Raw genomic sequence first — 23,588 nt, forward strand, 5'->3', positions numbered from 1 at the left:
GAAACCGGAACAGTGAAGCTCGGCGAGCCTAGCCTCGATCAGTTGCGCATCTTCCTCGCGGTGGTTGAAGAGGGAAGTTTCGGCGCAGCCGCGCGCAAGATGGGGCGAGCGGTATCGGCCGTCAGCTACGGCATTTCGCAGATGGAGGCTCAACTTGGTATCACTCTGTTCGAGCGCGAGGGATCGCGCCGCCCGGTGCTGACCGAGGCGAGCAAGGGCCTGCTGGTGGAAGCCAAGGCGGTGGCCGATGGCATCGATACGCTCTTGGCGAAAACGCAGAGCCTCCATGCGGGCCTCGAAAGCGAGGTCTCGCTGGTTGTCGATGTGATGATGCCGGGCGAAGTCACGGCAACTGTCTTGCGTCGATTCCGGACGATGTTTCCGACCACCGCGCTTCGGCTACAGGTCGAAGCCTTGGGAGCAGTGGCCGCATGCCTGCTGGACGGCAGCGCCGATCTTGCCATCGGCGGCCCCATGCTGGCCACCCATCAAGAGCTCGAACGGCAGGCTATTGGTCGGGTCGAGTTGGTGCCGGTCGCCGCGCCGGATCATCCCTTGGCGCGATCAGGTGTGAAGCCGGGCGATAGCCGCAAGCACCTGCAGCTCGTTCTGTCCGATCGATCGCCGCTAACCGAAGGGCGGGAGTTCTCCGTCCTGTCTCCGCAAAGCTGGCGGCTGGCCGATCTCGGCGCGAAGCATGCCCTGTTGAAGGAAGGGATCGGCTGGGGCAACATGCCGCGACACACTATCGCTGCCGATTTAGTGGAAGGGCGATTGTGCCAGCTCGATCTGCCTGAAAAGCCAGGCGCCGATTACACGCTCAGCGCTTTGTGGCGGCGCGATGCCCGGCCGAGGACGGCCGCCAGCTGGCTGATCGATGCGATGCGCGATGCCTTGAAGGAATGCGCTGACTGATCAGCGATCGGCGCGCAGCCATTGCAGCGCTTCGGGTTTCGTGTCGAAGAACTCGACAATCACATCCGGCGCGACACGCTTGTACTGCATGCGCATCAGCACCGGGGCACCGTAGATCGCGGTCCGGTTAAGGCCGAATTGCTTGGCGGTGCGAAGATAGTCGCCGATTTTTTCCGCAGTCTCGCGATCTTGGGGCACGGCAGTGGTGAAATCGCCGAGCGAATAGATCGCCTTGCGCTGCTTGACCAAGGGCAGGCAGGCCTCGTTGAGGCAGGCGAACAATTCGTTGATCGATTGCACGTCCCACAAACCGCCACAGCGGTAATGCAGCTCGTCATGCGCCTCGCCGAGATGGGCGGTTACGATACGGTCGGTCGTGCTCATCGCCCTTGCCTAGCCCGCAGACCTTGAAGGACCGTAAACTGCGCGTGGCAGGCGTCTTACAGCCGCATCACCCAGCCGTTCGTATCAGCGACGCGGCCCTTCTGGATGCCGACCAGTTTCTCGCGGACCTTGGTGGTCATTTGCCCGGTGCCGCCGCTGCCGATGGTGAATTCCCCATCGGGACCCAGCACGGTGCCGACGGGGGTGACGACGGCAGCCGTTCCGCAAGCCATCGTCTCGAGCAGCTTGCCCGTAGTGGCATCGGCGCGCCATTGGTCGATGCTGTAAGGTTCCTCGCGCACCTGCAAGCCTTCCTCGCGCAGCAATTCGATCAGGCTGTCGCGGGTGATGCCGGGCAGGATCGTGCCGGTTAAGGGTGGGGTGATGACCGTGCCGTCATCGAACACGAAGAACAGGTTCATGCCGCCCAGTTCCTCGATCCATTTCTTCTCGACCGCGTCGAGGAAGACGACCTGGTCGCAGCTGTTCTTGATGCCCTCGGCCTGCGGGACGAGGCTGGCGGCGTAGTTTCCACCGGTCTTCGCGGCGCCGGTCCCGCCGGGGGCGGCGCGCGTATAGTTGCGGCTGACCCAGATCTTCACCGGCTTAGCGCCGCCCTTGAAATAGGGGCCGACGGGGCTGGCGATCAGAATGTATTTGTACTGCCGGGCCGGGCGCACGCCGAGGAAGGCTTCGGAGGCGAACATGAAGGGGCGCAGGTAAAGCGAGCCGTCGGGATCGTTCGGCACCCAGTCGCGGTCCGCGCCGACCAGTTGCCGGATCGATTCGAGGAACAGCTCTTCCGGCAGCTCGGGCATCGCCATGCGCCGCGCGCTTTCGTTGAAGCGGCGCGCATTCCGCTCGGGGCGGAACAGGGCGAGGCCATCGTCCGGCTGCTTGTAGGCTTTCATGCCCTCGAAGATTTCCTGCGCGTAATGCAGGACGGCCGCTGCCGGATCGAGACTGATCGGCTCGCGCGGGCCGAGCGTCGCCTTGTGCCATCCGCCCTTATCAGCATCGTAATCGATCACGACCATGTGGTCGGTGAAGAGCTTGCCGAAACCGGGATCCTGCAACGCCTGCTGGCGCGTCTCGCCGGGGACGGGGGCGGGGTGGGGGAGGTGCTCGAAATCCATGCCTGCGCGCGTAAGGCCAGCAGAGATTTTTCGCAAGATTAGGGAGAGAAGCTTTGTTTGCGCGCGATCAGCACATCGGTCCGGACCTTGTCGCGGCCGACGGCGGATTCTTTTTTGGCAAAAGGGCCGGGCGGATGTCCGGCCCGCACGCTGCAAATAATGAGAAGGCCAGCCTCGCCCTCAGGAGAGACTGGCCTTCGCATGGTCAGCGGTCGGAAGTGCCGCTCACGTAGCCTTACTCGGCAGGAATGTTACCGAATATGCTCCGTAGGGATCTTCACCGACCTCGCTACTGAACCATGAGACATCGGATCACCTCCTTTCAAGCTTGTGAGCTAGATCCCCGTTTCACCGGGGGCCAAGACCGCGCTACCCGCTGATCTTGATTGCCAATTTGTTGCGCCGCGACGCGCAATTCAAGGCTTGAAAAAAAGTTTTCCCACGTCAGAATTGGTTTTTGTGGCCCGGCAAATTTGCGCGGGCCTTTTTGCTATCTGCGACAGTCCTCGATCACGCGCGTCACCTCCGCCCAGGCAGGGAGATAGAGCGCGGGTCGGCCCGGCATCTCCATGGCGAAGCGACCACGGGTGAGCGCGATTGCGTCCAGCAATGGGTCGCGTGCCTGAACCGTTGCCACCGTGGTCGGCTGCGCCGAGCCCGATGCTTGTGCGGCTAGCGTACGGCTCGCCGTTTCGGTGCGGATAGTGACCGTGGCCGATCCGGTGGCGCGGCCGGCCCGTGCCAGACCCACCACCCGCTCTCCCACGCGACACGAAAGCACCGCCTGGGCCTCACCCGCAGTATCCGTAAAAATCGCCAGCGTTTCGCCGGGTTCACTGACGTAGCGCCAGTTACCCGCGGTCTGCGGGCGGTCGATCCAGTTCGCCTCGACCGGCGGTGGCGACAGCGGGGTCGCGCTCGGCGCGGGAGTCGGAGTCGGTGTAGCTGTTGCGACCTGCTCGGGAGCAGGTGTCGAGTCCGGGGCCGGCACGCAGGCGGCGATGGTGAAACTCAGCGCGAACGCGCCTGCGGCGAGGGCATAGATCGGTTTCATATACCCACAATGCCCGCTAGGCGCTTTCTTTCCGATGCCGATAAAGAAACGCCTCGATCAGATGCTGGTAGACCGCGGGCTGGTCGAAAGCCGCACGCGCGCGCAGGCGCTGGTGATGGCCGGGCTGGTATTCTCCGGCGAGCAGAAGCTTGCCAAGCCGGGCCAGCAATTGGCGGAGGATGCGCCGCTCGATGTACGTGGCCGCGATCATCCGTGGGTGAGCCGTGGCGGCATCAAGCTCGCCCATGCGATCGAGCACTTCGGGCTGAACCCAAGTGGCGTAACAGCGATGGATATCGGCAGCTCGACCGGCGGCTTCACCGACGTCCTTCTGCAGGGCGGGGCAAGCCATGTCTTCGCAGTCGACAGCGGCACCAACCAGCTCGCCTGGAAACTGCGGCAGGACGAACGGGTGACTGTGCTGGAGCAAACCAGCGCGCGCATCCTGACGCGCGAGATGATCGACCGTCCGGTCGGCTGGGTGGTCTGCGATGCGAGTTTCATCGGTCTCGCCAAGGTTATGGAGCGCCCGCTCGAACTGGCCGAACGCGACTGCCGCCTCGTCGCGCTGATCAAGCCGCAATTCGAGGTCGGGCGCGAAGAAGTCGGCAAAAAGGGCGTGGTCAGCGATCCGGCGCTGCATAGCCGGGTCTGCGACGAGGTGCGCGACTGGGCCGAGGGCCTCGGCTTCGAAGTTCAGGGCATTGTCGAAAGCCCGATCACCGGGCCGGAGGGTAACGTCGAATTCCTGATAAGTGCGCTCCGACATTGACGCTGCGGCTCGCTCGGCTCTAGGCGCTTTGCCGAGAGATTTTACGGAGAGAGCATGTCCGCCAATATCGCCGAAATGGAACGTCGCCGCGAAGCTGCCGAGTTGGGCGGCGGGCAGAAACGCATCGATGCGCAGCACGCCAAGGGCAAGCTGACCGCGCGCGAACGGCTCGATGTGCTGCTCGACGAGGGCAGCTTCGAAGAGCTCGACCGCTATGTCGAACACGACTGCGTCGATTTCGGCATGGAGGACCAGAAGATCCCCGGCGACGGCGTTGTGACCGGATCGGGGACGATCAACGGCCGTCTGGTCTATGTTTTCTCGCAGGATTTCACCGTCTTCGGCGGCTCTCTTTCCAAGCGCCATGCGGAAAAGATCTGCAAGGTGATGGACACCGCGATGAAGGTCGGTGCGCCAGTCATCGGCCTCAACGACAGTGGCGGAGCGCGCATTCAGGAAGGCGTCGCCAGCCTCGGCGGCTATGCCGAGGTGTTCCAGCGCAACGTGCTCGCGAGCGGCGTCGTGCCGCAGATCAGCCTCATCATGGGACCATGCGCGGGCGGGGCGGTCTACAGCCCCGCGATGACCGACTTCATCTTCATGGTGGAAGACAGCAGCTACATGTTCGTCACCGGCCCCGACGTGGTGAAGACGGTGACCAACGAGGTCGTCACGCAAGAGGAACTGGGCGGGGCGAAAACGCACACGACCAAGACCTCGGTCGCCGACAATGCATTCGAGAACGACATCGAGACGCTGCTCGCGACCCGCAATTTTGTCGATTACCTCCCGCTGTCGAACCGCGAAGAAGTCCCCGAGCGCCCGACAGCCGACGCCTGGGACCGCGAGGAGCCGAGCCTCGACACGCTGATCCCCGACAATGCCAACCAGCCTTACGACATGCACGAGGTCATCCGGAAGACGCTGGACGAGGGCGATTTCTTCGAGATCCAGCCGAACCATGCGGCCAACATCATCTGCGGCTTCGGCCGGGTAGAGGGGCGCACGGTGGGCGTGGTGGCGAACCAGCCGATGGTGCTCGCCGGCGTGCTCGACATCGCATCGTCCAAGAAAGCCGCGCGCTTCGTGCGCTTCTGCGACGCCTTCGAGATTCCGATCCTGACTTTCGTCGATGTGCCCGGCTTCCTCCCCGGCACCGCGCAGGAGCACAATGGCATCATCAAGCACGGCGCCAAGCTGCTCTTCGCCTATGCCGAGGCGACCGTGCCGAAGATCACCGTGATCACCCGCAAGGCCTATGGCGGCGCCTACGACGTGATGGCCTCCAAGCATCTGCGCGGCGACCTCAACTACGCCTGGCCGACCGCCGAAATCGCCGTGATGGGCGCAAAGGGCGCTGTGGAGATCATCTTCCGCCAGGACCGCGACGACCCGGACAAAATCGCCGAGAAAACGAAGGAATACGAAGACCGCTTCGCCAACCCCTTCGTCGCGGCATCGCGCGGCTACATCGACGAGGTGATCTACCCGCACTCCACGCGGCGGAGGATCGCGCTGGGGCTGAGGAAGCTACGGACCAAGCAGCTCGAGAACCCGTGGAAGAAGCATGATAATATTCCTCTCTAAGCCCGCTGCATGGATGCCCAACCGGAAGTATTGCGGTAGTTTAGGCGCTAGGTGTCGCGGCTAGACTCGGTCTGTTCTCCGCGATAGCTTTCCTCCCGTAATCAGGAGGAGGCATTTCGATGAAGAAGACCTTGCTGGCAGCGTCGGCGCTTGCCGCTTCGACCATGATGACCGGCGTGGGCCATGCCGAGCACCACGCACTGTCCGAATACGAACTGATCGACCGGAGCGAACTGTTCGGCAATCCGGTCGCCAGCCAGGGCCGCATCAGCCCGGATGGCCAGTGGGTCAGCTGGATCGCGCCGGACGATGGCGTGATGAACGTCTGGGTCGCGCCGGCCTCCGATCCTTCCAACGGCAAGGTCGTCACCGACGATCGCCATCGCGGTATTTCCAATCACCTGTGGTCGGTCGACAGCAAATACGTCTTGTTCGTGAAGGACAATGACGGGGACGAGAATTACCACGTCTATGCCACCGACCCGCGCACCGGCGAAACGCGCGATCTCACCCCACTGGACGACGGCATTCGCGCGCAGTTGATGGGCGCCAGCCGCGACCGGCCGGGCGTGATCCTGGTCGGCACGAACGAGCGCAATCCGCAGCTGACCGATCTCTACGAATATAATATCGAGACGGGCGAGCGGACGCTGATCGCCGAGAACCCCGGCTATGCGTCTTTCATCACCGACAACACCTACAAGCCGCGCATGGCGATGATCCCGCAGCCCGATGGCGGGATGCAGGCGGTCTATCTCAACGAGGACCTGACGCCGGGCGAGGTGTTCGCGGACATTCCCAGCGAGGACATGCTGAACACCAACATCGTCCAGTTCTCGCGCGACAACAACACGGTCTACATGATCGATAGCCGCGACCGGAACCTTGCGGCGGGTGTCGCGGTCGACCTCACGACCGGCGAGCGGCGCGTGATCGTGGAGCCGGAGCAGGCCGATCTCAGCAACCTCATGGTCGATAACGATACCTACGAGCCGATCGCCTATTCGACCAATTACCTGAAAAGCGAATGGACCGCCCTGACCGACGAGGCGCAGGCCGAGCTCGACTTCCTCGATGCAAATCTGGAGGGCGAATTCTCGGTCACCTCGCGCTCGCAGGATGACAACACCTGGATCGTCTACGACGGCTCAGCACAGGCGCCGGGTCAGTATTACGTCTACGACCGCACCGCCGACACGCTGACGCCGTGGTTCGCCACGCGGCCCGATCTGGCCGATGCGCCGCTCCAGCCGATGCATCCTCTGGAACTGAAGTCGCGCGACGGCAAGACGCTGGTCTCCTACCTCACCCTGCCGCCGGGCAGCGATGCCGATGGCGACGGGCGGCCCGACGAGGCGGTGCCGATGCTGCTGTGGGTCCATGGCGGCCCGTGGGCGCGCGATGGCTATGGCTACAACACGATCCATCAGTGGATGGCCAATCGCGGCTATGCCGTGCTGAGCGTGAACTACCGCGGCTCGACCGGCTTCGGGAAAGAGTTCACCAATGCCGCAGTCGGCGAATTCGCCGGCAAGATGCATGACGATCTGATCGATGCGGTCGACTGGGCCGTGGGCGAGGGCATCGCGCAGGAAGACAAGGTCGCCATCGGCGGCGGCAGCTACGGGGGCTACGCCACGCTGATCGGCGTTACCTTCACGCCCGACAAGTTTGCCTGCGGTGTCGATATCGTCGGCCCGTCCAGCCTCGTCACACTGATCGAGAGCTTCCCCGAATACTGGAAGCCGTTCTTGGCCGGCACGTGGTATCGTTATGTCGGCGATCCGAGCGATCCGCAGGCGCGCGAGGACCTGCTGGCCCGCTCCGCAATCAGCCGGATCGACGATATCAAGGTGCCCCTGCTGGTCGGGCAGGGCGGCAACGACCCGCGCGTGACCAAGACCGAGGCCGACAACCTGGTCGCGGCGATGCAGGCGAAAAACCTGCCGGTGACCTACATCAACTATCCCGACGAAGGGCACGGCTTCCAGAAGCCGGAGAACCGCCAGAGCTTCTTCGCCGCGATGGAGGGTTTCCTCGGCACCTGCCTCGGCGGGCGCGTGCAGCCGATCGGCGACAGCTTCGAAGGCAGCTCGGCCGAAATCCTCGCGGGCGCGGAATATGTCGAAGGGCTGGGGGATATCTCCACCGGCGAATGATTTAACCCGCATAGGCATTGCATTGGGTGGCGCGGTTCCGTTAGCGGGATCGCGCCATTCGTTTTTGCAGGAGCAGGCGCATGAAACTCGGCCGTCTCAATCACATCGGCGTCGCCACGCCCTCGATCGAAGAATCGATCGCCTATTACCGCGACGTGATGGGCGCGACGAAGATCCGCGAGCCGTTCGATCTGGAAGAGCAGGGCGTGAAGGTCTGCTTCGTCGATACGCCCGGCGATACGACCGAGAGCGGCCCCAGCTTCGGCACACAGATCGAGCTTATCGAGCCGCTGTCCGATGCCTCCCCCATCGCCGGTTTCCTCGCCAAGAACCCCGCAGGCGGGCAGCACCATTTGTGTTACGAAGTCGAGGATATCGAGGAAGCGCGCAGCTGGTTCGAGGAGAAGGGCAAACGCATCCTCGGCCCCACGCGCATCGGCGCGCATGGCACGCCGATCTTCTTCCTCCACCCGAAGGACATGATGGGCCAGCTGACCGAGATCATGGAAACACCCAAGGACGACGCGCACTGGTCGAACTGACCGGCGCGGGAGAGAGGATCGCAATGCTATTCTACGACAGCCCGAACCCGGCGCCCAATCCGCGCCGCGTGCGCATCTTTGCAGCTGAGAAGGGCATCGAGCTGCCGATGCAGGAAGTCTCGATCCCCAAGCGAGAGCAGAAGGCTCCCGACTTCGTGGCCAAGAACCCGCGCGGGCAGACGCCGATCCTCGAGCTCGACGATGGCACGGTGATTGCCGAAAGCGTGGCGATCATGCGCTATCTCGAAGCGCTGCACCCTGAGCCGCCGCTGTTCGGCACTGAACCGCTCGAAATTGCGGAGATCGAAATGTGGAGCCGCCGGGTCGAGATGATCGCGATGCCACCCATTGCTGCGGTGTGGGTACACACCCATCCCTTCACCGCCGCGCTGCCCGGCCGCAATGCCGAGTGGGGCGAGGCAAACCGCCCGCGTGTCGTCGAAGCCTTCCGTTTCTTCGACCAGTCGCTGGCGGACCGCGACTTTCTCGCCGGATCGGCCTATAGCGCGGCCGACATCCTCCTGCTGACGACAGTTGATTTCGCCGAGTTCGTCGGTTGCGGCATGCCCGAAGAGTGCGAAAACCTGCGCGGCTGGCACGAACGCGTGTCCGCCCGCCCGAGTGCAAAAGCCTGAGTGCGATCATGACCGACAAGACCTCGACCTACGACGACTGGAAGCCCCTTGCCGACAAGGAGGTGAAGGGCCGCGACCTGACCTGGCACACGCCCGAGGGTATCGAGGTGAAGCCGCTGTACACCAGCGAGGACACTGCCGATGTCGATTCGGGCGTTCCCGGCATCGCGCCGTTCACGCGCGGGCCCTATGCCTCGATGTACACCGGCCGTCCGTGGACCATCCGCCAGTATGCGGGCTTCTCGACCGCCGAGGAATCGAACGCCTTCTATCGCCGCAACCTCGCGGCGGGGCAGAAGGGCCTTTCGGTCGCTTTCGACCTCGCCACCCACCGCGGCTATGACAGCGACCACCCGCGCGTGGTCGGCGATGTCGGCAAGGCGGGCGTCGCGATCGATACCGTACGCGACATGGAAATCCTGTTCGACCAGATCCCGCTCGACACCATGAGCGTGTCGATGACGATGAACGGCGCAGTGATCCCCGTGCTGGCCTTCTACATCGTTGCGGCAGAGCGGCAGGGGGTGAGCCAGGACAAGCTCGCCGGGACCATCCAGAACGACATCCTCAAGGAGTTCATGGTCCGCAATACCTATATCTACCCGCCCGAACCGAGCATGCGGATCGTTTCGGACATCATTGCCTATACCTCGGCCAACATGCCGAAATTCAACAGCATTTCGATTTCGGGCTATCATATGCACGAGGCCGGGGCGACCGCGGTACAGGAATTGGCCTTCACCATCGCCGATGGCAAGGAATACGCCAAGCGCGCCATGGAAGCGGGACTCGATATCGACGCGTTTGCGCCGCGCCTGTCCTTCTTCTGGGGCATCGGCATGAACTTCTTCATGGAGATCGCCAAGATGCGCGCCGCGCGGCATTTGTGGCACGATGTCATGGAAGGGCTGGGGGCGCAGAACCCCAAGTCGAAGATGCTGCGCACGCATTGCCAGACGTCCGGTGTCTCGCTGCAGGAGCAGGACCCCTACAACAACGTCATCCGCACCACGATCGAAGCGATGGCAGCGGTGCTGGGCGGAACGCAGTCGCTCCATACCAACGCGCTCGACGAGGCGATCGCGCTCCCCACCGACTTCTCCGCCCGCATCGCGCGCAACACGCAGCTGGTGATCCAGGAGGAGACCGGCATCACCAATGTCGCCGATCCGCTGGGCGGCAGCTATTACATCGAAAGTTTGACCGCCGCGCTGGTGGACGAGGCGAAGAAGATGCTCGACGAGGTCGAGGCGGCGGGCGGCATGACCGAATATGTCGCCAGCGGCAAACCCAAGGCGCAGATCGAGCAGGCGGCAGCCGCCAAGCAGGCCAGCGTCGACCGGGGCGAGACAGTGATCGTGGGCGTCAACAAGTATCGCCGCGACAAGGAAGACGAGATCGACACGCTCGACATCGACAACCATGCCGTGCGTCAGAGCCAGATCGCGCGCCTCGAAAAGGTACGCGCGAGCCGCGACGAGTTCGCCTGCAAGGCCGCGCTCGACGCGCTGGCACGAGGTGCTGCGCAGCGCGTGGGCAACCTCCTCGAACTCGCTGTCGAGGCGGCACGTCACGATGCGACGCTGGGCGAAATCAGCCAGGCGATGGAAGACGCCTATGGTCGCTACGACACGATGCCCAAGCCTGTGCGCGGGGTATACTCCGAAGCCTATTCGGATGACGACCGCTACGCGCAGGTGGTCGAAGGCGTGAAGGCGGTCGAGCGCCGCCTCGGCCGCGCTCCCAAGTTGATGGTCGCCAAGATGGGCCAGGACGGCCACGATCGCGGCGCGAACGTCATCGCCAGCGCCTTTGCCGACATGGGCTTCGAGGTCGTCTCCGGCCCGCTGTTCCAGACGCCTGCGGAAACCCGCGACATGGCGCTAGAGAACGATGTCGACGCCATCGGCGCGAGCAGCCTTGCGGCTGGTCACAAGACGCTGATCCCCGAACTCATCGGCCTGCTGAAAGAAGCAGGCCGGAGCGACATCAAGGTCATCGCCGGCGGCGTGATCCCGCAGAAGGATTACGACTTCCTGCGCGATGCCGGCGTACAGGGCATCTACGGCCCGGGCAGCAATGTGGTCGAATGTGCGGCGGACGTGCTGCGATTGCTGGGGCACAATATGCCACCTGCGGGAGAGGATTTGGACGAGGCGGCGGAGTGACTAAGCGTCGCATTCGATTTATCGGCTTTCTAGTTCTTTTGATTGGAATTCTGATTTCGCCGGTAAAGGAATGGGCTGTGCGCTGCCGATCAAACCCATGGGGATGGTTGGAGGCAGAGTGCCAAGCTTTTAAAGAGGCCCACTGGCTGTGGGGCTACGCCATATTTGCAATTGGAATAGTGCTGATTTTGGTCAGCCTGTTTTCTCCAAGCTTTAACCGAGATGCCAATGACTGAAATCCGCACCGACTGGTCCCGCGAGGAAATCGCGGAGATCTTCGACCTGCCCTTTACCGAGCTGCTCTTCCGAGCCGCCACGGTCCACCGCGAGTTCCATCCGCCCGAGCAGATCCAGCTCTGCACGCTGCTGTCGATCAAGACCGGCGGGTGTCCGGAGGATTGCGGTTATTGCTCGCAGTCGGTGAAGGCCGACAGCGGGGTCGAGGCGACCAAGCTGATGGAGGTGCAGTCTGTCCTCCAGCGCGCGGCGCAGGCGAAGGATCAAGGCTCCCAGCGCTTCTGCATGGGCGCGGCGTGGCGCAACCCCAAGGACCGCGACATGCCCGCCATCGTCGACATCGTGAAGGGCGTGCGCGCGATGGGTCTGGAGACCTGCATGACGCTGGGCATGCTGACGCCCAAACAGGCGGATATGCTCAAGGAAGCGGGCCTCGATTACTACAACCACAATGTCGATACCGGGCCGGAATATTACGAGCGCGTGATCTCGACCCGCAATTACCAGGACCGGCTCGATACGCTCCAGAACGTGCGCGATGCGGGCATCAATGTGTGCAGCGGCGGCATCGTCGGCATGGGCGAGACGCGCGAGGATCGCGTCGGCTTCGTCCACACGCTCGCCACGCTCGAACGCCATCCCGAAAGCGTACCGGTCAACGCTCTGGTGCCGGTCAAAGGCACGGTGCTGGGCGACATGCTGGCCGACACGCCGCTCGCCAAGATCGACGATATCGAATTCGTCCGCACCGTGGCGGTGGCCCGCATCACCATGCCGATGAGCATGGTGCGCCTGTCAGCCGGTCGTGAGAGCATGAGCGAAGCCACCCAGGCGCTGTGTTTCCTCGCGGGCGCGAACTCGATCTTCACCGGCGACAAGCTCTTGACCGCGCTGAATGCAGGCGACGACAGCGACAGCGCGCTGCTGGCGAAGCTCGGCATGACGGCGCTGCAACAGGAGGAGCCGATGCGGGCGTGCAAGGTAGCGGAGCCGGCCGAATGATAGGCGCCCTGGTTTCCATCGTCCTCGCCGCATCGGCGCCTGTCGTGCAGGCGGAGGCCGAACCACTAGTGATCGGTGAAACCTTTCGAGCCGAAATTCTTGATGTCGAACGTCAGCTAAATGTGATCCTCCCGCCGGATTACGAAGCCGACGAAGGAAAGACCTGGCCCATCGTTATCCAGCTCGATGGCGGGGTAAAACAGGACCTCTTCCTCGGCAATGGCATCGAGAAGTGGAACGGGATGTGGGGCCGCAGCCAGCAAACGATCGTGCTGGGCATCGAAACGGTCGATCGCCAGCGCGAACTTCTCCCGTCTACCCGTGTCACGGCAGAGAAAGAGGCATACCCAACCGCAGGCGAAAGCGAAGTGTTTCGGGCGTGGATCGCGGAGATGGTCCTGCCGCTTGTTAAATCCCGATATCGCCACAACGACACTGTTATTCTGGTGGGCGAGAGCGTCGCAGGGCATTTTGTGCTCGAAACCTGGCTGAAGCACCCCGATCTCTTCAGCGGCTATGCGGCGATTTCGCCAAGCCTTCAGTGGAATGGTCAGGCGCTGGCGCTGTCCGCACCGAAGAGGGTCGCTGACCGCCCGCCGCTCTTCCTGTCGCTCGCCGACGAGGGGGGAGAGACAGAGCAAGGCATGCTGCGATTGCTTTCGAAGATTGATGAAGAGCAGGTCTACTGCTTTTCCGATCGCCGAAGTGATCTGCGCCACTCGACAAGCCTGCACGGCATTATGCCAGAGGCGTTGCAATTTCTGCTTCCGCCGAGGGCCGATTGGCTGGAGGAATACGGATTGAGCATGCGGTGCGACCGGGGTGGGGCGCAGGTCGAGGCGGAGTGACCCTCGACTTCGGGGTCGATGAATTGCTGCCGCGCGCCCGCGGCGGTGGGGTGCTGAAGATGGGGTTGGCGAAGCTCGACGAAAGCGAGTGGCTCCAGCGCGACCCGGACCTCGTCGCCCGCGCTGAAGGGTTTGCCGCGTATCCCGAGGGTATCCAGCTCTCACCCGAAAGCGAGGCGCCTGGGGCAGAACTCACCATGATGCTCGGCCTGTCTGGCGGCCTGCCCGAAGCAGCGCGCGCGCATCACGAAGATATGTGCCTCCTCACCCTGCGTCCCGGCGAAGACCAATACCGCCTCGTCGGAGCGGCGGTCGCGTGGCCGTCCGACTGGACGCCGGCCGACAAGCTAGGCCTTCCGCTACGTGCGCTTCATGCGCCGATACAGGGGTACGAGGAGCAGCTCGCCAGCGGCGTCGACAACTTCATGGCCAAGCTGAAACCCGGCGCGATCTACGGTCGCTGCAACTGGTTCATCGCTGCTACCGGCGACAAGCGCTGGGTCGCCGAGCCACCCGAACAGGCGTTCGCCCATGTCACTCCCGAGAACGCGGGCGAGACGCTGTTCGTGCGTTCGGAACGCCAGACGTTGCGCCGCCTGCCGCAGACCGGCGCGATCCTCTTCACGATCGGCATTTACATTGCGCCATTCGGAGAGCTTTCGCAGTCGAACCAGCAACGTCTCGCCGCAGCTGTCGCCAGCCTCATCGAGGGCGAGGGCGACCGGCGCGGCGCGGGGGCTTACGCTGGCGCGTTAATCGGCTATGCGAACCGGCGAGAGGAAACGTCATGAGCCTTATCGCCGCTGCGCTGGTCATGGCCGCGCAGGCCGTCACCAAGCCCAATCCGCTGCCGCCCTGCGACCGCGCGCGGGCCGAGCGCGGGGTGCAAAGCGCAATGAATTTCTGCGCGCACCGCGACTATCTCAAGGCCGACCGTGCGCTGAATGCCCAGTGGAAAAAGACCGCCGCGGCGATGCGCGCCATGGATCGCGGCGACTTCGTGCCGGATGACGGCAGGCCGACTTATTTCGACACGCTGCTGAAGTCCCAGCGCGCCTGGATCGCCTATCGCGACGCGCATTGCGCCAGCGCAGGCTATCAGGCACGGGGCGGCACCATGGAACCCATGTTGGTGAGCTTCTGCCTCACCGACCTAACTCAAGAACGCACGAAACAGTTGCGCGAACTGGCGGAGAGCCCCGAATAATGTTCTCGAAAATCCTGATTGCCAATCGCGGCGAGATCGCCTGCCGCGTCATCAAGACCGCCCGGCGCATGGGGATCGCCACCGTTGCGGTCTATTCCGATGCGGACGCGCGCGCACCCTTCGTGCGGATGGCGGACGAAGCGGTGCACATCGGCCCGGCGCAGGCGTCGGAGAGCTATCTCGTCGCGGACAAGATCATCGCCGCGTGCAAGCAGACCGGCGCCGAAGCGGTGCATCCGGGCTACGGCTTCCTGTCCGAGAGGGCGAGCTTCGTCGAGGCGCTCGCCGCCGAGAACATCGCCTTCATCGGCCCGCCCGCCGATGCGATCGCCGCGATGGGCGACAAGATCGAATCCAAGAAGATCGCGCGCGAGGCGGGGGTGAACGTCGTCCCCGGCTTCGTCGGCGAAATCCGCGATACGGACCACGCGGTCGAGATCAGCGACGACATCGGCTATCCGGTGATGATGAAGGCCAGCGCGGGCGGCGGCGGCAAGGGCATGCGCCTCGCCTATAGCGAGAAGGACGTGCGCGAAGGCTTCGAGGCGACCAAGCGCGAAGGACTCAACAGCTTCGGCGACGACCGCGTCTTCATCGAGAAATTCATCGAAGATCCGCGCCACATCGAGATCCAGATCCTCGGCGACAAGCACGGTAACGTGCTCTATCTCAACGAGCGGGAATGCAGCATCCAGCGCCGCCACCAGAAGGTCGTGGAAGAAGCGCCGTCTCCCTTCGTCACACCCAAGATGCGCAAGGCCATGGGCGAGCAGTGCGTCGCGCTGTCGAAGGCCGTCGGCTATCACAGCGCGGGCACCGTCGAACTGATCGTCAGCGGCGCGGACGAGACCGGCGAGAGCTTCTACTTCCTCGAAATGAACACCCGGCTGCAGGTGGAGCATCCGGTCACCGAGATGATCACCGGCGTCGATCTGGTCGAATGGATGATCCGGGTGGCAGCGGGCGAGAAGCTCGCCATGACGCAGGACGACGTGAAGATCGACGGCTGGGCGATCGAGAACCGCGTCTATGCCGAAGATCCCTATCGCGGCTTCCTGCCGAGCATCGGGCGGCTGGTGCATTACCAGCCTCCGGTCGAACCGTGGACAGACGACGGCTCCGAAAACGGCCGCCGCGGTGTCGACGGCATCCGCGTCGACGATGGCGTGTATGAAGGCGGCGAGGTCTCGATTCACTACGACCCGATGATCGCCAAGCTGGTGACCTGGAGCGAGACGCGCGACGAAGCGGCGGACCTGCAGATCAAGGCGCTCGATGCGTTCCGGATCGAGGGGCTGGGCCACAATGTCGATTTCCTCAGCGCGATCATGCAGCATCCGCGCTTTCGCTCGGGCGAGCTGACGACCGGCTTTATCGCCGAGGAATATCCCGAGGGCTTCGAAGGCGCACCCGCCGATGCGCAACTCACGCGCGTACTCGCAGCGGTCGGCGGTGTGATCGCGACCGCCGATGCCGACCGGGCGCGGCGGATCGACCAGCAGCTCGATAGCGACTTCTACGCCCCAGGCGATTGGAGTATTCGCATAGGCGAACGCGAGGAAGGCTCGACCACTCACGAAGTAAGGCTGGCCGAGGACGCGATTACCGTCGATGGCGAGCCGGTGGTGCTGGAGATGGAATACACGCCGGGCGAGACCATGGTCGATGTTACGCTCTTCGGAGAGGACTCCGCCGAGCCCGAAGCGACCTACACGCTGCAACTCTCGCCGACGCGCACCGGCTATGCCGTCACCACCCGCGGTGCGACGCATCAACTGCGCATCCTGCAGAGCCGCATCGCGCACCTTGCCGGTCACATGATCGAGAAAGAGCCGCCCGACCTTTCGAAGATGCTCATCTGCCCGATGCCCGGCCTGCTGGTGAAGCTGCATGTCGCTGAGGGCGATGAAGTCCAGCCCGGTCAGCCACTCGCTACGGTCGAAGCCATGAAGATGGAAAACATCCTGCGCGCCGAGAAAGAGGCCGTCGTCAGCAAGATCAACGCCGGGGAGGGCGATAGTCTCGCGGTCGATGAAATCATCCTGGAGCTCGAATAGATCAGCCAGCCTGTCCAAAGGCTTCAAGCTGTCATAAGATTGTTGCCAGATTGCGCAATCGCGCGATTATTCCGTCCCTGCACGGGGCAAACGTGGTGAAGGCGCTTTGAACGACTCGGTTTATGACCGATACTGTGCCCCTTCGGTTCGCTTCTGAGGCACCAGGCACAGGAGTTAGGCATGGCACACAGGGGAACAGGGTTCTTCGATACGCGGGGCAATTACCACAAGACCCCGGAGGACGCGACGATCGCGGACCTCGCGGGCATTCTCGGCAAGATCGGCGATGGCGACAGTCTCGCCCCAGGCATCGCGCAAATGCTGTTGGAGCGGCGCGGCGAAATCGAGCGTCTCTTTGCCGAACACGATGCGATGATGGCCGATTACCAGCCTGTCGGCGCCGGGTCGAAGGTCACCCGGCTCGAACCACGAGCCAGCTGATCAGTCCACTATCGCGACCGCGCGGATCCATCCTGCGCTGGCGCGTTCGATCTTGACCGGGAAGCAGCTGACGGTGAAGCCATGCGCGGGCAGGGCGGCGAGATTGGTGAGCTTTTCGATCTGGTAATAGGGCCGGATGCGACCAGCCTTGTGGCCTTCCCAGATGATCGCCGGATCGCGCTCCTGCGCCCACCGCTTCGCCGTGTGGCTGAAGGGTGCATCCCAGCTCCAGGCATCGGTGCCGACGACTTCGACGCCGCGCTCGGTCAGCCATAGGGTGGCCTCCGCGCCGAGGCCGACGCCCTGGTCCGTGAAGTTCTCCGTACCGTAGACGGCTCCGGACTGGACCAGCACGATGTCGAGCGGCTGGAGCTCGTATTCGATCCTGGCAAACGCTTCCTCAACCTCGGCCCCGCTGACCACATGGCCGTGCGGCAGGTGACTGAAATCGAGCTTCACACCGGGCCGCAGGAAACGGTCGAGCGGCGCTTCGTCGATGCTGGGAGCGGGGCGGGCACCGCTATCCGTGGTGGAGTGATAGTGCCATGGCGCGTCCATATGCGTGCCGTTGTGCGTCGATAGCTCCAGCATCTCGACCGCCCAGCCTTCGCCATCCGGCAGGTCGTCCTTTTCCAGCCCGGGAAAGAACATCGCGATCTGCTCCCACGTGCTATCGTGGGTCATATATTGGATCTTCGGTCGCATGACTTCCGGGTCGGAGACGACATCGTTCGTGATGGGGATAGACAGGTCGATGAAGCGCGTCATGCTGCGCAGCATGAGCGCAGCATTTTCGCCCGTCAATGCGCCTGCTGTTGCGCGTCGAGGAACGCCACGACGTCTGCCAGATCGACGTCTTTCGCGAGGTACGCCTCGCCGATACCACGCAGCAGGATGAAGGGCAGCGTGCCGCCCGCGTCCATTTTTTTGTCATGCAGCATGTGCGCCACCAGCGCGCTGCCATCGCACTCGAGCCCGAGCGCCGCGATCTCTGCCGGCAGCCCAGCTTTGTCGATAGCGCTGGTCACGCGTGCAGCATCGTCTTCGGAGATTTCGCCACGCCGTGCCGAATAGCGAGCGGCCAGCACCATGCCGAGCGCAACGCCTTCGCCGTGCAGCAAGCGGTCGGAGAAGCCGGTCTCCGCCTCGAGCGCATGGCCGAAAGTATGGCCGAGATTCAGCAATGCGCGCGTGCCGGTCGTCTCGCGCTCGTCCTCGGCGACGATGCGGGCCTTCGCGGCGACGCTGGTGGCGACGGCGTGTTCGAGCGGCGCATCTTCGAGTGCGAGCACATTGCTGCCATGCTCTTCCAGCCAGTCGAAAAACGCAGCGTCTCCGAGCGCACCGTATTTCAGCACCTCGGCATAACCTGCGCGCATCTCTCGCTCGGGCAAAGTCGCCAGCGCATCGAGATCGGCCAGCACCAGAGAGGGCTGGTGGAACGCGCCGACAAGGTTCTTGCCTGCTGATGTATTGATCGCGGTCTTGCCGCCGACCGAACTGTCGACCTGGGCGAGAAGCGTCGTGGGCAATTGCACGAATCCGCAGCCGCGCTTGACGATGGAGCAGGCGAAACCGGTGAGGTCGCCGACCACCCCGCCGCCAAGAGCAAAAACATGATCGCCGCGCGTGATCCCTAGTCCAAGCAGCCAGTCGACCAAGTCCTGCAATCCCGCCCAGCTTTTCGCGGCCTCGCCCGGCTCGACGAGGTACCAGGCGATCTCGAAGCCGTCGGCTGCAAGCGAATGCGCGAGGCGCTCGCCATGGTGCTTCAATGCGTTGCGATCGGCTACAACCGGTACTTTGCGGCCATGATAGGGCTCGATGAAATCCCGGGCCTGCACGATAGCATCGTCTAGCAACCCCTTGCCGACATGCACTTCGTAGCTTCTGCCAGCAAGTTCGACCGGGATCACAGCCATGCGTCGATCGCCTCCAAGATGCGCAGCGCGGTCTGGTGATGCGGCCCGTCGTCGGTCACCACATGCAGCTGTGCCTGCGCGTAAGCGCCGCTGCGCTGATCCTTCAGATTGGTGAGTATCTCTCTCGGGTCGCCTTTTTTCAGCAGGGGACGCGTGTTCCGCCGGCCAGTCCGTTCGACCAGCGTATCGATGTCGCAATCGAGCCACACTGCGATGGCCTTGTCGACGATCAACGCCCGGGTCTCGGCATCGATGAATGCGCCGCCACCCGTTGCGATGACGCCGTGATCCTCCTCCATCAGCCGCGCGATCACGCGGCGCTCGCCTTCACGGAAATAGGCTTCTCCGTGTGCCTCGAAAATTTCCGCGATGCTGCGGTCCGCCGCGCGCTCGATCTCGTCGTCGGCATCGATGAAGTCGGTTTGCATCAAGGCCGCCAGCCGCCGCCCGACAGTGGATTTGCCGACTCCCATCAAGCCGACCAGCACCACCGGCCGGTCGATCCGCCGGATGATGGCGGAAATGGCATCTTGTGTGATGGCAGGCGCTTCGGTCATTGCCGCCGTGCCTAGAGATGGGCTAGGGCGCGGGCAAGGTATCAGCACTTGAAGCGGGACGCGAAAAACTTGGCCATGGACAGCAAGCGGATCGGAGGCATCGCGGTGTTGATTATCGTCGCGCTCTGCATCCTGGCCTGGATCGATGGCGGGGAAGAACCGCTGCATCCGATCGAGCAGGAAATTACCCTGCCGGGAGCCGCGCGATGAAGGCTGCCTGGCTAGTCGGCGGCGCGGCACTGGCGCTGTGTTCATCGCTCGTCCTCGCGCAATCGGCGCCGACCGATCTGCTGCCACCGGGGTTCGAAGATCCCGCGCCCACTCCCACCCCTTCTCCGGCACCATCGGCGACGCCGAGTTCCGGAGCGACGCCTCCCAGTCGTTCGGACGAGATCGTTCAGCCGATCCCCGATCAGCCCGCCGAAAGCTCAGATTCCAATTCGACCAGCCTCGACCTCTCCCGTCTGCCGACGCTGGAGCAGCTGGAAAACATGTCGACCGACGAACTCGACGAGCTTCTCGGCCTAAAACCCAAATTCGACATTCCGCCCGCCGCCCGGCGCTCGACCGAGCGTGCGGGAGTGATTTCGACGGCTGAGGGTGGTTTGCCCGGCGCATCGCTGGCGCGGCAACCTGCCCCTCTCGTCCGCGCTGCATTGGCCGGGACGCAATCGCCGCTGGTGTCACGCTGGGGCCACATCCTGCTTCGCCGTGCGCTCGCCAGCCGTCTGGCCGCGCCCGAGGGCATGGACCCGATCGAGTTCGCCACGCTGCGCGTGCGAGCTCTGAACGCGATGGGCGAATACGCGGTCGCACGCGCTCTGGTGCAGGATATCGACACGGCGAATTATTCGCCCGCGCTCGTCGATGCAGCGATCGACGCCTATATCGGTACGGCCGACATTGTCGGCGCCTGTCCTGCTGTGCGCCTGGTCGACACCGACCGCGAGGATCCGCAATGGAACATGCTGGCGGGCATTTGCAATGCTTACGCCGGTGAAGCCACCCGCGCGCAGAACGACCTGCGCCGCCTGCAATCGCGCGGGCAGGGCGAAACGATCGATGTCCTCTTTGCCCAAAGGTTTGCCGGGGCGGCAGGAGATGGCCGCCGCGCGGTGACCATCGAGTGGGATGGCGTGGAGCAGATCACGCCCTGGCGCTTCGCCATGGCCAACGCCCTGGGCGAACCGATCCCCGAAGACTTGATGGAAGGTTTGGGTCCGCAGCTTTTGAAAAGCGCGGCTCTCACGCCGGCTCTGGGCGCTGCCGAGCGTTCCGATGCAGCCGATATTGCGGCGCAGAGCGGCATCTTCTCGGCCAGTGCGATGGTCGATCTCTACAGCCAGATTTTCGCCGATGGGGGCGAGGACAGCGAAGCCTATCGCCGCGCCTCGCGCCTTCGCGAAGCCTATGTCGGCAGCGATGCTTCCACTCGCCTTGGCGCCATCCGCGACGTGTGGGGAGATGGCGGAGACTTCGGATATGGACGCCGCGTGCTGACCGCCTATGCCACGGCGCGCTTGCCTGCGGACGATGCGTTGGAAGACGAAGCGGGCGAACTCATTGCTTCCATGCTTACCGCCGGCCTCGACCGTGACGCGATGCGCTGGTCGGACATCGTCGAGGAGGGAAGCCTCGGCTGGGCCTTGCTGGCCTTGGCCGCGCCGACGCGTAGCGAAGCTGTCACCGATGGCGAACTCGACAGTTTCGTCGATGCCGATGAATCGGGCGGGCAACGCAAGTCGCGCATGTTTCTTGCCGGGCTTGCCGGGTTGGAACGTGTAGGATCGGGCGAGATTGACGAATACAGCGGTCGGCTTTCCATGAGCCTTGGCGGTCAAACGCGCTGGACCCGGGCTATCGATGCGGCGGCTAACGCGGGCAATCCGGCGCTGGTGGCCATTCTCGCCGGCCTCGGCATGCAGGGCGATAGCTGGGACCGCATGACGGCGCGGCATCTCTTTCACATCGTGTCCGCGCTGCGCCGCGTGGGACTGGACGCCGAAGCGCGCATGATCGCCGCGGAGGCGGTCGCACGGGCCTGAGGTCGGGCCGTGAGCGCCGTCGACGATTTTCTGGCTATGCTCTCCGCAGAACGCGGAGCCGCTCGAAACACGATCCTCGCCTATGGCCGCGATCTCGAACAGGCGGAGGAAATGCTGGGTGGCGAGCTCGAGCAGGCGCAACCTGCGCAACTGGCGAAGCTGGCCCAAGGCTGGTCCGCTCTCGCCCCGGCGACGGTCGCGCGCAAGATGTCCGCGCTGAGGCAGTTCTTCGGCTTTCTCGTCGACGATGGAATCCGATCGGACGATCCGACCCACGCCCTGCCGCGTCCGACGACGCGAAGGCCGCTCCCCAAAATTCTCTCTCACGACGAAATCGAACGATTGTTCAGGACGGCGGAAGAGGAGGCCGCGGGCGATTCTCCTCAGGCGATCCGAATGCTCGTCCTGTTGGAAATGCTTTACGGCTCGGGATTGCGGGCGACAGAGCTGGTCTCGCTACCGCTTGCTGCCGTCCCGCGCGACGCGCCGTTCCTGACAGTGACAGGAAAGGGCGGGCAAGCGCGCATGGTACCGGTCAGTCGCCGTGCCAAGGCTGCCCTGTCGCGCTGGCTTGCGGTCCGGCCAAATGGCTCGCCATGGCTGTTTCCGTCGCGCAGCAGGCATCTTTCGCGCGTTCGTCTGTTCCAGCTGGTCAAGGCACTGGCGGCCCGTGCCGGTCTGGCGCCCGAAAAGCTCAGCCCGCATGTACTGCGCCATGCCTTTGCAACGCATCTGTTGGAGGGCGGGGCGGACTTGCGCGCGCTCCAGACTCTGCTGGGGCACGCCGATATTTCCACCACGCAGATCTACACGCATGTCGATGCCGCCCGGCTTGTCGAGCTGGTCAACCAGCGCCACCCGCTTGCGAAAGCGCGCGCATCGGACTAGCGGAGCGCGATGATTTCCTACCTCGAATTCGAGAAGCCGGTCGCCGAGCTTGAACAGCGCATCGCCGAATTGCGCGCCGCAGCAGAGGGCGACGACGTCGATATTTCCAACGAGTTGCAGCGGCTCGAGCTCAAGAGTTCAGCGCTCCTCACCAGCACATACGAAACGCTGACCCCCTGGCAGAAAACCCAGGTGGCTCGCCATCCCTCGCGTCCGCATTTCCGCGACTACGTCGAATACGCGTTCGACGAGTTCGTCCCGCTCGGCGGGGATCGGTCTTATGGCGAGGACGAGGCGATCCTCGGCGGTTTTGCCAAACTCGATGGGCGCAAGGTCGTCCTGATCGGTCACGAGAAAGGCAACGACACGGCCAGCCGCCTGCGTCACAATTTCGGCATGGGTAAGCCGGAAGGCTATCGCAAGGCGATCCGGCTGATGGAGCTGGCGGGGCGGTTCGATCTGCCGGTCGTTACGCTGGTCGACACTTCGGGCGCGTTTCCCGGCGTCGAGGCCGAAGAGCGCGGGCAGGCGGAAGCCATTGCCCGCTCGACCGAGGCATGCCTTGCGCTACCGGTCCCCATGGTCGCCGCAATCGTGGGCGAGGGCGGCTCGGGCGGTGCCGTGGCTCTCGCAAGCGCGGAACGCGTGCTGATGATGGAGCACGCGGTTTACTCGGTGATTTCACCCGAAGGCTGCGCTTCTATCCTTTGGCGCACTGCCGAAAAAGCGCCCGATGCAGCCGAGGCGATGAAGGTGACGGCGCAGGATCTCGAAGGCCTCGGCGTTATCGACCGAATCGTCGCCGAACCCGTCGGTGGTGCTCATCGCGATCCCCGCGCTGCGGCAACTTCTCTGGGCGATGCGATTGCCGAAGAATTGGACAAGCTCGGTCGCCATTCGGCAGACGAGCACAAACGGATGCGCGAAGAGCGTTTTCTCCGCATCGCAGGCTAGCGACGCATTCGCTCGGCGGGAACAAAGCGACCCGCCGCCATGTTCTCCCATGCGTACACGAACTTAGACCGCCAACCG

At 63.7% G+C, this 23,588-nt stretch carries 24 protein-coding genes; 18 read left to right on the top strand and 6 right to left on the bottom strand.

The features are described 5' to 3' along the window. Window positions 1–12: 12 nt before the first annotated feature. Window positions 13–915 (top strand): LysR family transcriptional regulator, encoded by a 903-nt coding sequence (locus ACSH0F_RS14510; protein WP_435203820.1) that lies wholly within the window; start codon window positions 13–15, stop codon window positions 913–915. Here ACSH0F_RS14510 and ACSH0F_RS14515 read toward each other — a convergent pair whose 3' ends face one another. The 3 genes from ACSH0F_RS14515 to ACSH0F_RS14525 all read right to left on the bottom strand — a co-directional run bounded on the left by ACSH0F_RS14515 (window position 916) and on the right by ACSH0F_RS14525 (window position 3,489). Next, a complete protein-coding gene (locus ACSH0F_RS14515; protein WP_435203821.1) occupies window positions 916–1,299 on the bottom strand; it encodes a hypothetical protein in 384 nt (127 codons plus the stop codon). A 56-nt stretch (window positions 1,300–1,355) separates the two neighbouring features. Beyond that, on the bottom strand, window positions 1,356–2,435 hold the full coding sequence (locus ACSH0F_RS14520) for a branched-chain amino acid aminotransferase (protein WP_435203822.1): 1,080 nt from the start codon (window positions 2,433–2,435) through the stop codon (window positions 1,356–1,358). A gap of 490 nt (window positions 2,436–2,925) precedes the next feature. After that, complete coding sequence (locus ACSH0F_RS14525) at window positions 2,926–3,489, bottom strand: hypothetical protein (protein WP_435203823.1); 564 nt, start codon at window positions 3,487–3,489, stop codon at window positions 2,926–2,928. A 34-nt stretch (window positions 3,490–3,523) separates the two neighbouring features. Between ACSH0F_RS14525 and ACSH0F_RS14530 the strand changes: the two genes are divergently transcribed. The 13 genes from ACSH0F_RS14530 (at window position 3,524) to ACSH0F_RS14590 (ending at window position 17,144) form a co-directional block, all read left to right on the top strand. Further along, window positions 3,524–4,261, top strand: coding sequence for a TlyA family RNA methyltransferase (locus ACSH0F_RS14530; protein WP_435203824.1), 738 nt, complete (start codon window positions 3,524–3,526; stop codon window positions 4,259–4,261). A 54-nt stretch (window positions 4,262–4,315) separates the two neighbouring features. Next, entirely contained in the window at window positions 4,316–5,848 is a 1,533-nt protein-coding gene (locus tag ACSH0F_RS14535) for an acyl-CoA carboxylase subunit beta (protein ID WP_435203825.1), read from the top strand. A gap of 119 nt (window positions 5,849–5,967) precedes the next feature. Next, a complete protein-coding gene (locus ACSH0F_RS14540) occupies window positions 5,968–8,007 on the top strand; it encodes an alpha/beta fold hydrolase (protein ID WP_435203826.1) in 2,040 nt (679 codons plus the stop codon). An 80-nt stretch (window positions 8,008–8,087) separates the two neighbouring features. After that, a complete protein-coding gene (mce, locus tag ACSH0F_RS14545) occupies window positions 8,088–8,549 on the top strand; it encodes a methylmalonyl-CoA epimerase (protein ID WP_435203827.1) in 462 nt (153 codons plus the stop codon). A gap of 23 nt (window positions 8,550–8,572) precedes the next feature. Then, complete coding sequence (locus ACSH0F_RS14550) at window positions 8,573–9,184, top strand: glutathione S-transferase family protein (RefSeq protein ID WP_435203828.1); 612 nt, start codon at window positions 8,573–8,575, stop codon at window positions 9,182–9,184. 8 nt (window positions 9,185–9,192) lie between these two features. After that, window positions 9,193–11,352, top strand: a complete 2,160-nt coding sequence (scpA, locus tag ACSH0F_RS14555) for a methylmalonyl-CoA mutase (protein WP_435203829.1) — start codon at window positions 9,193–9,195, stop codon at window positions 11,350–11,352. After that, window positions 11,349–11,588, top strand: coding sequence for a hypothetical protein (locus tag ACSH0F_RS14560; RefSeq protein ID WP_435203830.1), 240 nt, complete (start codon window positions 11,349–11,351; stop codon window positions 11,586–11,588). The genes scpA and ACSH0F_RS14560 overlap by 4 nt, the downstream gene beginning before the upstream one ends. Then, a complete protein-coding gene (gene bioB / locus ACSH0F_RS14565) occupies window positions 11,581–12,591 on the top strand; it encodes a biotin synthase BioB (RefSeq protein WP_435203831.1) in 1,011 nt (336 codons plus the stop codon). The genes ACSH0F_RS14560 and bioB overlap by 8 nt, the downstream gene beginning before the upstream one ends. Next, complete coding sequence (locus ACSH0F_RS14570; RefSeq protein ID WP_435203832.1) at window positions 12,588–13,439, top strand: alpha/beta hydrolase; 852 nt, start codon at window positions 12,588–12,590, stop codon at window positions 13,437–13,439. The genes bioB and ACSH0F_RS14570 overlap by 4 nt, the downstream gene beginning before the upstream one ends. Then, window positions 13,436–14,230 carry a heme-dependent oxidative N-demethylase family protein gene (locus ACSH0F_RS14575; protein WP_435203833.1) on the top strand — a complete coding sequence of 265 codons (795 nt, stop codon included), beginning with the start codon at window positions 13,436–13,438 and terminating at the stop codon, window positions 14,228–14,230. The genes ACSH0F_RS14570 and ACSH0F_RS14575 overlap by 4 nt, the downstream gene beginning before the upstream one ends. Further along, window positions 14,227–14,646, top strand: coding sequence for a lysozyme inhibitor LprI family protein (locus ACSH0F_RS14580; RefSeq protein ID WP_435203834.1), 420 nt, complete (start codon window positions 14,227–14,229; stop codon window positions 14,644–14,646). Before ACSH0F_RS14575 ends, ACSH0F_RS14580 begins: the two co-directional genes overlap by 4 nt. Further along, the gene (locus ACSH0F_RS14585) at window positions 14,646–16,703 is read left to right on the top strand and encodes a biotin carboxylase N-terminal domain-containing protein (RefSeq protein WP_435203835.1); all 2,058 of its coding nucleotides are present in this window, start codon (window positions 14,646–14,648) and stop codon (window positions 16,701–16,703) included. Before ACSH0F_RS14580 ends, ACSH0F_RS14585 begins: the two co-directional genes overlap by 1 nt. Before the next feature lie 180 nt (window positions 16,704–16,883). Further along, the gene (locus ACSH0F_RS14590; protein ID WP_305932354.1) at window positions 16,884–17,144 is read left to right on the top strand and encodes a hypothetical protein; all 261 of its coding nucleotides are present in this window, start codon (window positions 16,884–16,886) and stop codon (window positions 17,142–17,144) included. Here ACSH0F_RS14590 and ACSH0F_RS14595 read toward each other — a convergent pair whose 3' ends face one another. The 3 genes from ACSH0F_RS14595 to ACSH0F_RS14605 are packed head-to-tail and all read right to left on the bottom strand — an operon-like array spanning window position 17,145 to window position 19,623. Then, window positions 17,145–17,912: a cyclase family protein gene (locus tag ACSH0F_RS14595; RefSeq protein ID WP_435203836.1), complete on the bottom strand. Its 768-nt coding sequence runs from the start codon at window positions 17,910–17,912 to the stop codon at window positions 17,145–17,147. Window positions 17,913–17,944: 32 nt separating this feature from the next. After that, window positions 17,945–19,066, bottom strand: coding sequence for a 3-dehydroquinate synthase (gene aroB / locus ACSH0F_RS14600; protein ID WP_435203837.1), 1,122 nt, complete (start codon window positions 19,064–19,066; stop codon window positions 17,945–17,947). Further along, window positions 19,057–19,623, bottom strand: coding sequence for a shikimate kinase (locus ACSH0F_RS14605; protein ID WP_435203838.1), 567 nt, complete (start codon window positions 19,621–19,623; stop codon window positions 19,057–19,059). The genes aroB and ACSH0F_RS14605 overlap by 10 nt, the downstream gene beginning before the upstream one ends. A gap of 48 nt (window positions 19,624–19,671) precedes the next feature. Between ACSH0F_RS14605 and ACSH0F_RS14610 the strand changes: the two genes are divergently transcribed. Genes ACSH0F_RS14610 through ACSH0F_RS14625 form a run of 4 tightly spaced genes read left to right on the top strand, consistent with a single transcriptional unit; the run spans window position 19,672 to window position 23,510 of the window. Then, window positions 19,672–19,833 carry a hypothetical protein gene (locus ACSH0F_RS14610; protein ID WP_305932358.1) on the top strand — a complete coding sequence of 54 codons (162 nt, stop codon included), beginning with the start codon at window positions 19,672–19,674 and terminating at the stop codon, window positions 19,831–19,833. Beyond that, window positions 19,830–21,668, top strand: a complete 1,839-nt coding sequence (locus ACSH0F_RS14615) for a hypothetical protein (protein ID WP_435203839.1) — start codon at window positions 19,830–19,832, stop codon at window positions 21,666–21,668. Before ACSH0F_RS14610 ends, ACSH0F_RS14615 begins: the two co-directional genes overlap by 4 nt. A 9-nt stretch (window positions 21,669–21,677) precedes the next feature. Beyond that, window positions 21,678–22,556, top strand: coding sequence for a tyrosine recombinase (locus tag ACSH0F_RS14620; RefSeq protein ID WP_435203840.1), 879 nt, complete (start codon window positions 21,678–21,680; stop codon window positions 22,554–22,556). 9 nt (window positions 22,557–22,565) lie between these two features. After that, window positions 22,566–23,510 (top strand): acetyl-CoA carboxylase carboxyltransferase subunit alpha, encoded by a 945-nt coding sequence (locus tag ACSH0F_RS14625; RefSeq protein WP_435203841.1) that lies wholly within the window; start codon window positions 22,566–22,568, stop codon window positions 23,508–23,510. Window positions 23,511–23,588 lie beyond the last annotated feature (78 nt).

Source organism: Qipengyuania sp. 902 (assembly GCF_051195295.1).
Taxonomy (GTDB): Bacteria; Pseudomonadota; Alphaproteobacteria; order Sphingomonadales; family Sphingomonadaceae; genus Qipengyuania.

What these genes read in the sequence shown, in the direction of transcription:
- mce (WP_435203827.1), top strand. Translation starts at nt 8,088, where the DNA reads ATGAAACTCGGCCGTCTCAATCACATCGGCGTCGCCACGCCCTCGATC.
- ACSH0F_RS14525 (WP_435203823.1), bottom strand. Translation starts at nt 3,489, where the DNA reads ATGAAACCGATCTATGCCCTCGCCGCAGGCGCGTTCGCGCTGAGTTTC.
- ACSH0F_RS14550 (WP_435203828.1), top strand. Translation starts at nt 8,573, where the DNA reads ATGCTATTCTACGACAGCCCGAACCCGGCGCCCAATCCGCGCCGCGTG.
- ACSH0F_RS14590 (WP_305932354.1), top strand. Translation starts at nt 16,884, where the DNA reads ATGGCACACAGGGGAACAGGGTTCTTCGATACGCGGGGCAATTACCAC.
- ACSH0F_RS14605 (WP_435203838.1), bottom strand. Translation starts at nt 19,623, where the DNA reads ATGACCGAAGCGCCTGCCATCACACAAGATGCCATTTCCGCCATCATC.
- scpA (WP_435203829.1), top strand. Translation starts at nt 9,193, where the DNA reads ATGACCGACAAGACCTCGACCTACGACGACTGGAAGCCCCTTGCCGAC.
- ACSH0F_RS14625 (WP_435203841.1), top strand. Translation starts at nt 22,566, where the DNA reads ATGATTTCCTACCTCGAATTCGAGAAGCCGGTCGCCGAGCTTGAACAG.
- ACSH0F_RS14520 (WP_435203822.1), bottom strand. Translation starts at nt 2,435, where the DNA reads ATGGATTTCGAGCACCTCCCCCACCCCGCCCCCGTCCCCGGCGAGACG.
- ACSH0F_RS14535 (WP_435203825.1), top strand. Translation starts at nt 4,316, where the DNA reads ATGTCCGCCAATATCGCCGAAATGGAACGTCGCCGCGAAGCTGCCGAG.
- ACSH0F_RS14530 (WP_435203824.1), top strand. Translation starts at nt 3,524, where the DNA reads ATGCCGATAAAGAAACGCCTCGATCAGATGCTGGTAGACCGCGGGCTG.
- bioB (WP_435203831.1), top strand. Translation starts at nt 11,581, where the DNA reads ATGACTGAAATCCGCACCGACTGGTCCCGCGAGGAAATCGCGGAGATC.
- ACSH0F_RS14540 (WP_435203826.1), top strand. Translation starts at nt 5,968, where the DNA reads ATGAAGAAGACCTTGCTGGCAGCGTCGGCGCTTGCCGCTTCGACCATG.
- ACSH0F_RS14615 (WP_435203839.1), top strand. Translation starts at nt 19,830, where the DNA reads ATGAAGGCTGCCTGGCTAGTCGGCGGCGCGGCACTGGCGCTGTGTTCA.
- ACSH0F_RS14580 (WP_435203834.1), top strand. Translation starts at nt 14,227, where the DNA reads ATGAGCCTTATCGCCGCTGCGCTGGTCATGGCCGCGCAGGCCGTCACC.
- ACSH0F_RS14595 (WP_435203836.1), bottom strand. Translation starts at nt 17,912, where the DNA reads ATGACGCGCTTCATCGACCTGTCTATCCCCATCACGAACGATGTCGTC.
- ACSH0F_RS14515 (WP_435203821.1), bottom strand. Translation starts at nt 1,299, where the DNA reads ATGAGCACGACCGACCGTATCGTAACCGCCCATCTCGGCGAGGCGCAT.
- ACSH0F_RS14585 (WP_435203835.1), top strand. Translation starts at nt 14,646, where the DNA reads ATGTTCTCGAAAATCCTGATTGCCAATCGCGGCGAGATCGCCTGCCGC.
- aroB (WP_435203837.1), bottom strand. Translation starts at nt 19,066, where the DNA reads ATGGCTGTGATCCCGGTCGAACTTGCTGGCAGAAGCTACGAAGTGCAT.
- ACSH0F_RS14570 (WP_435203832.1), top strand. Translation starts at nt 12,588, where the DNA reads ATGATAGGCGCCCTGGTTTCCATCGTCCTCGCCGCATCGGCGCCTGTC.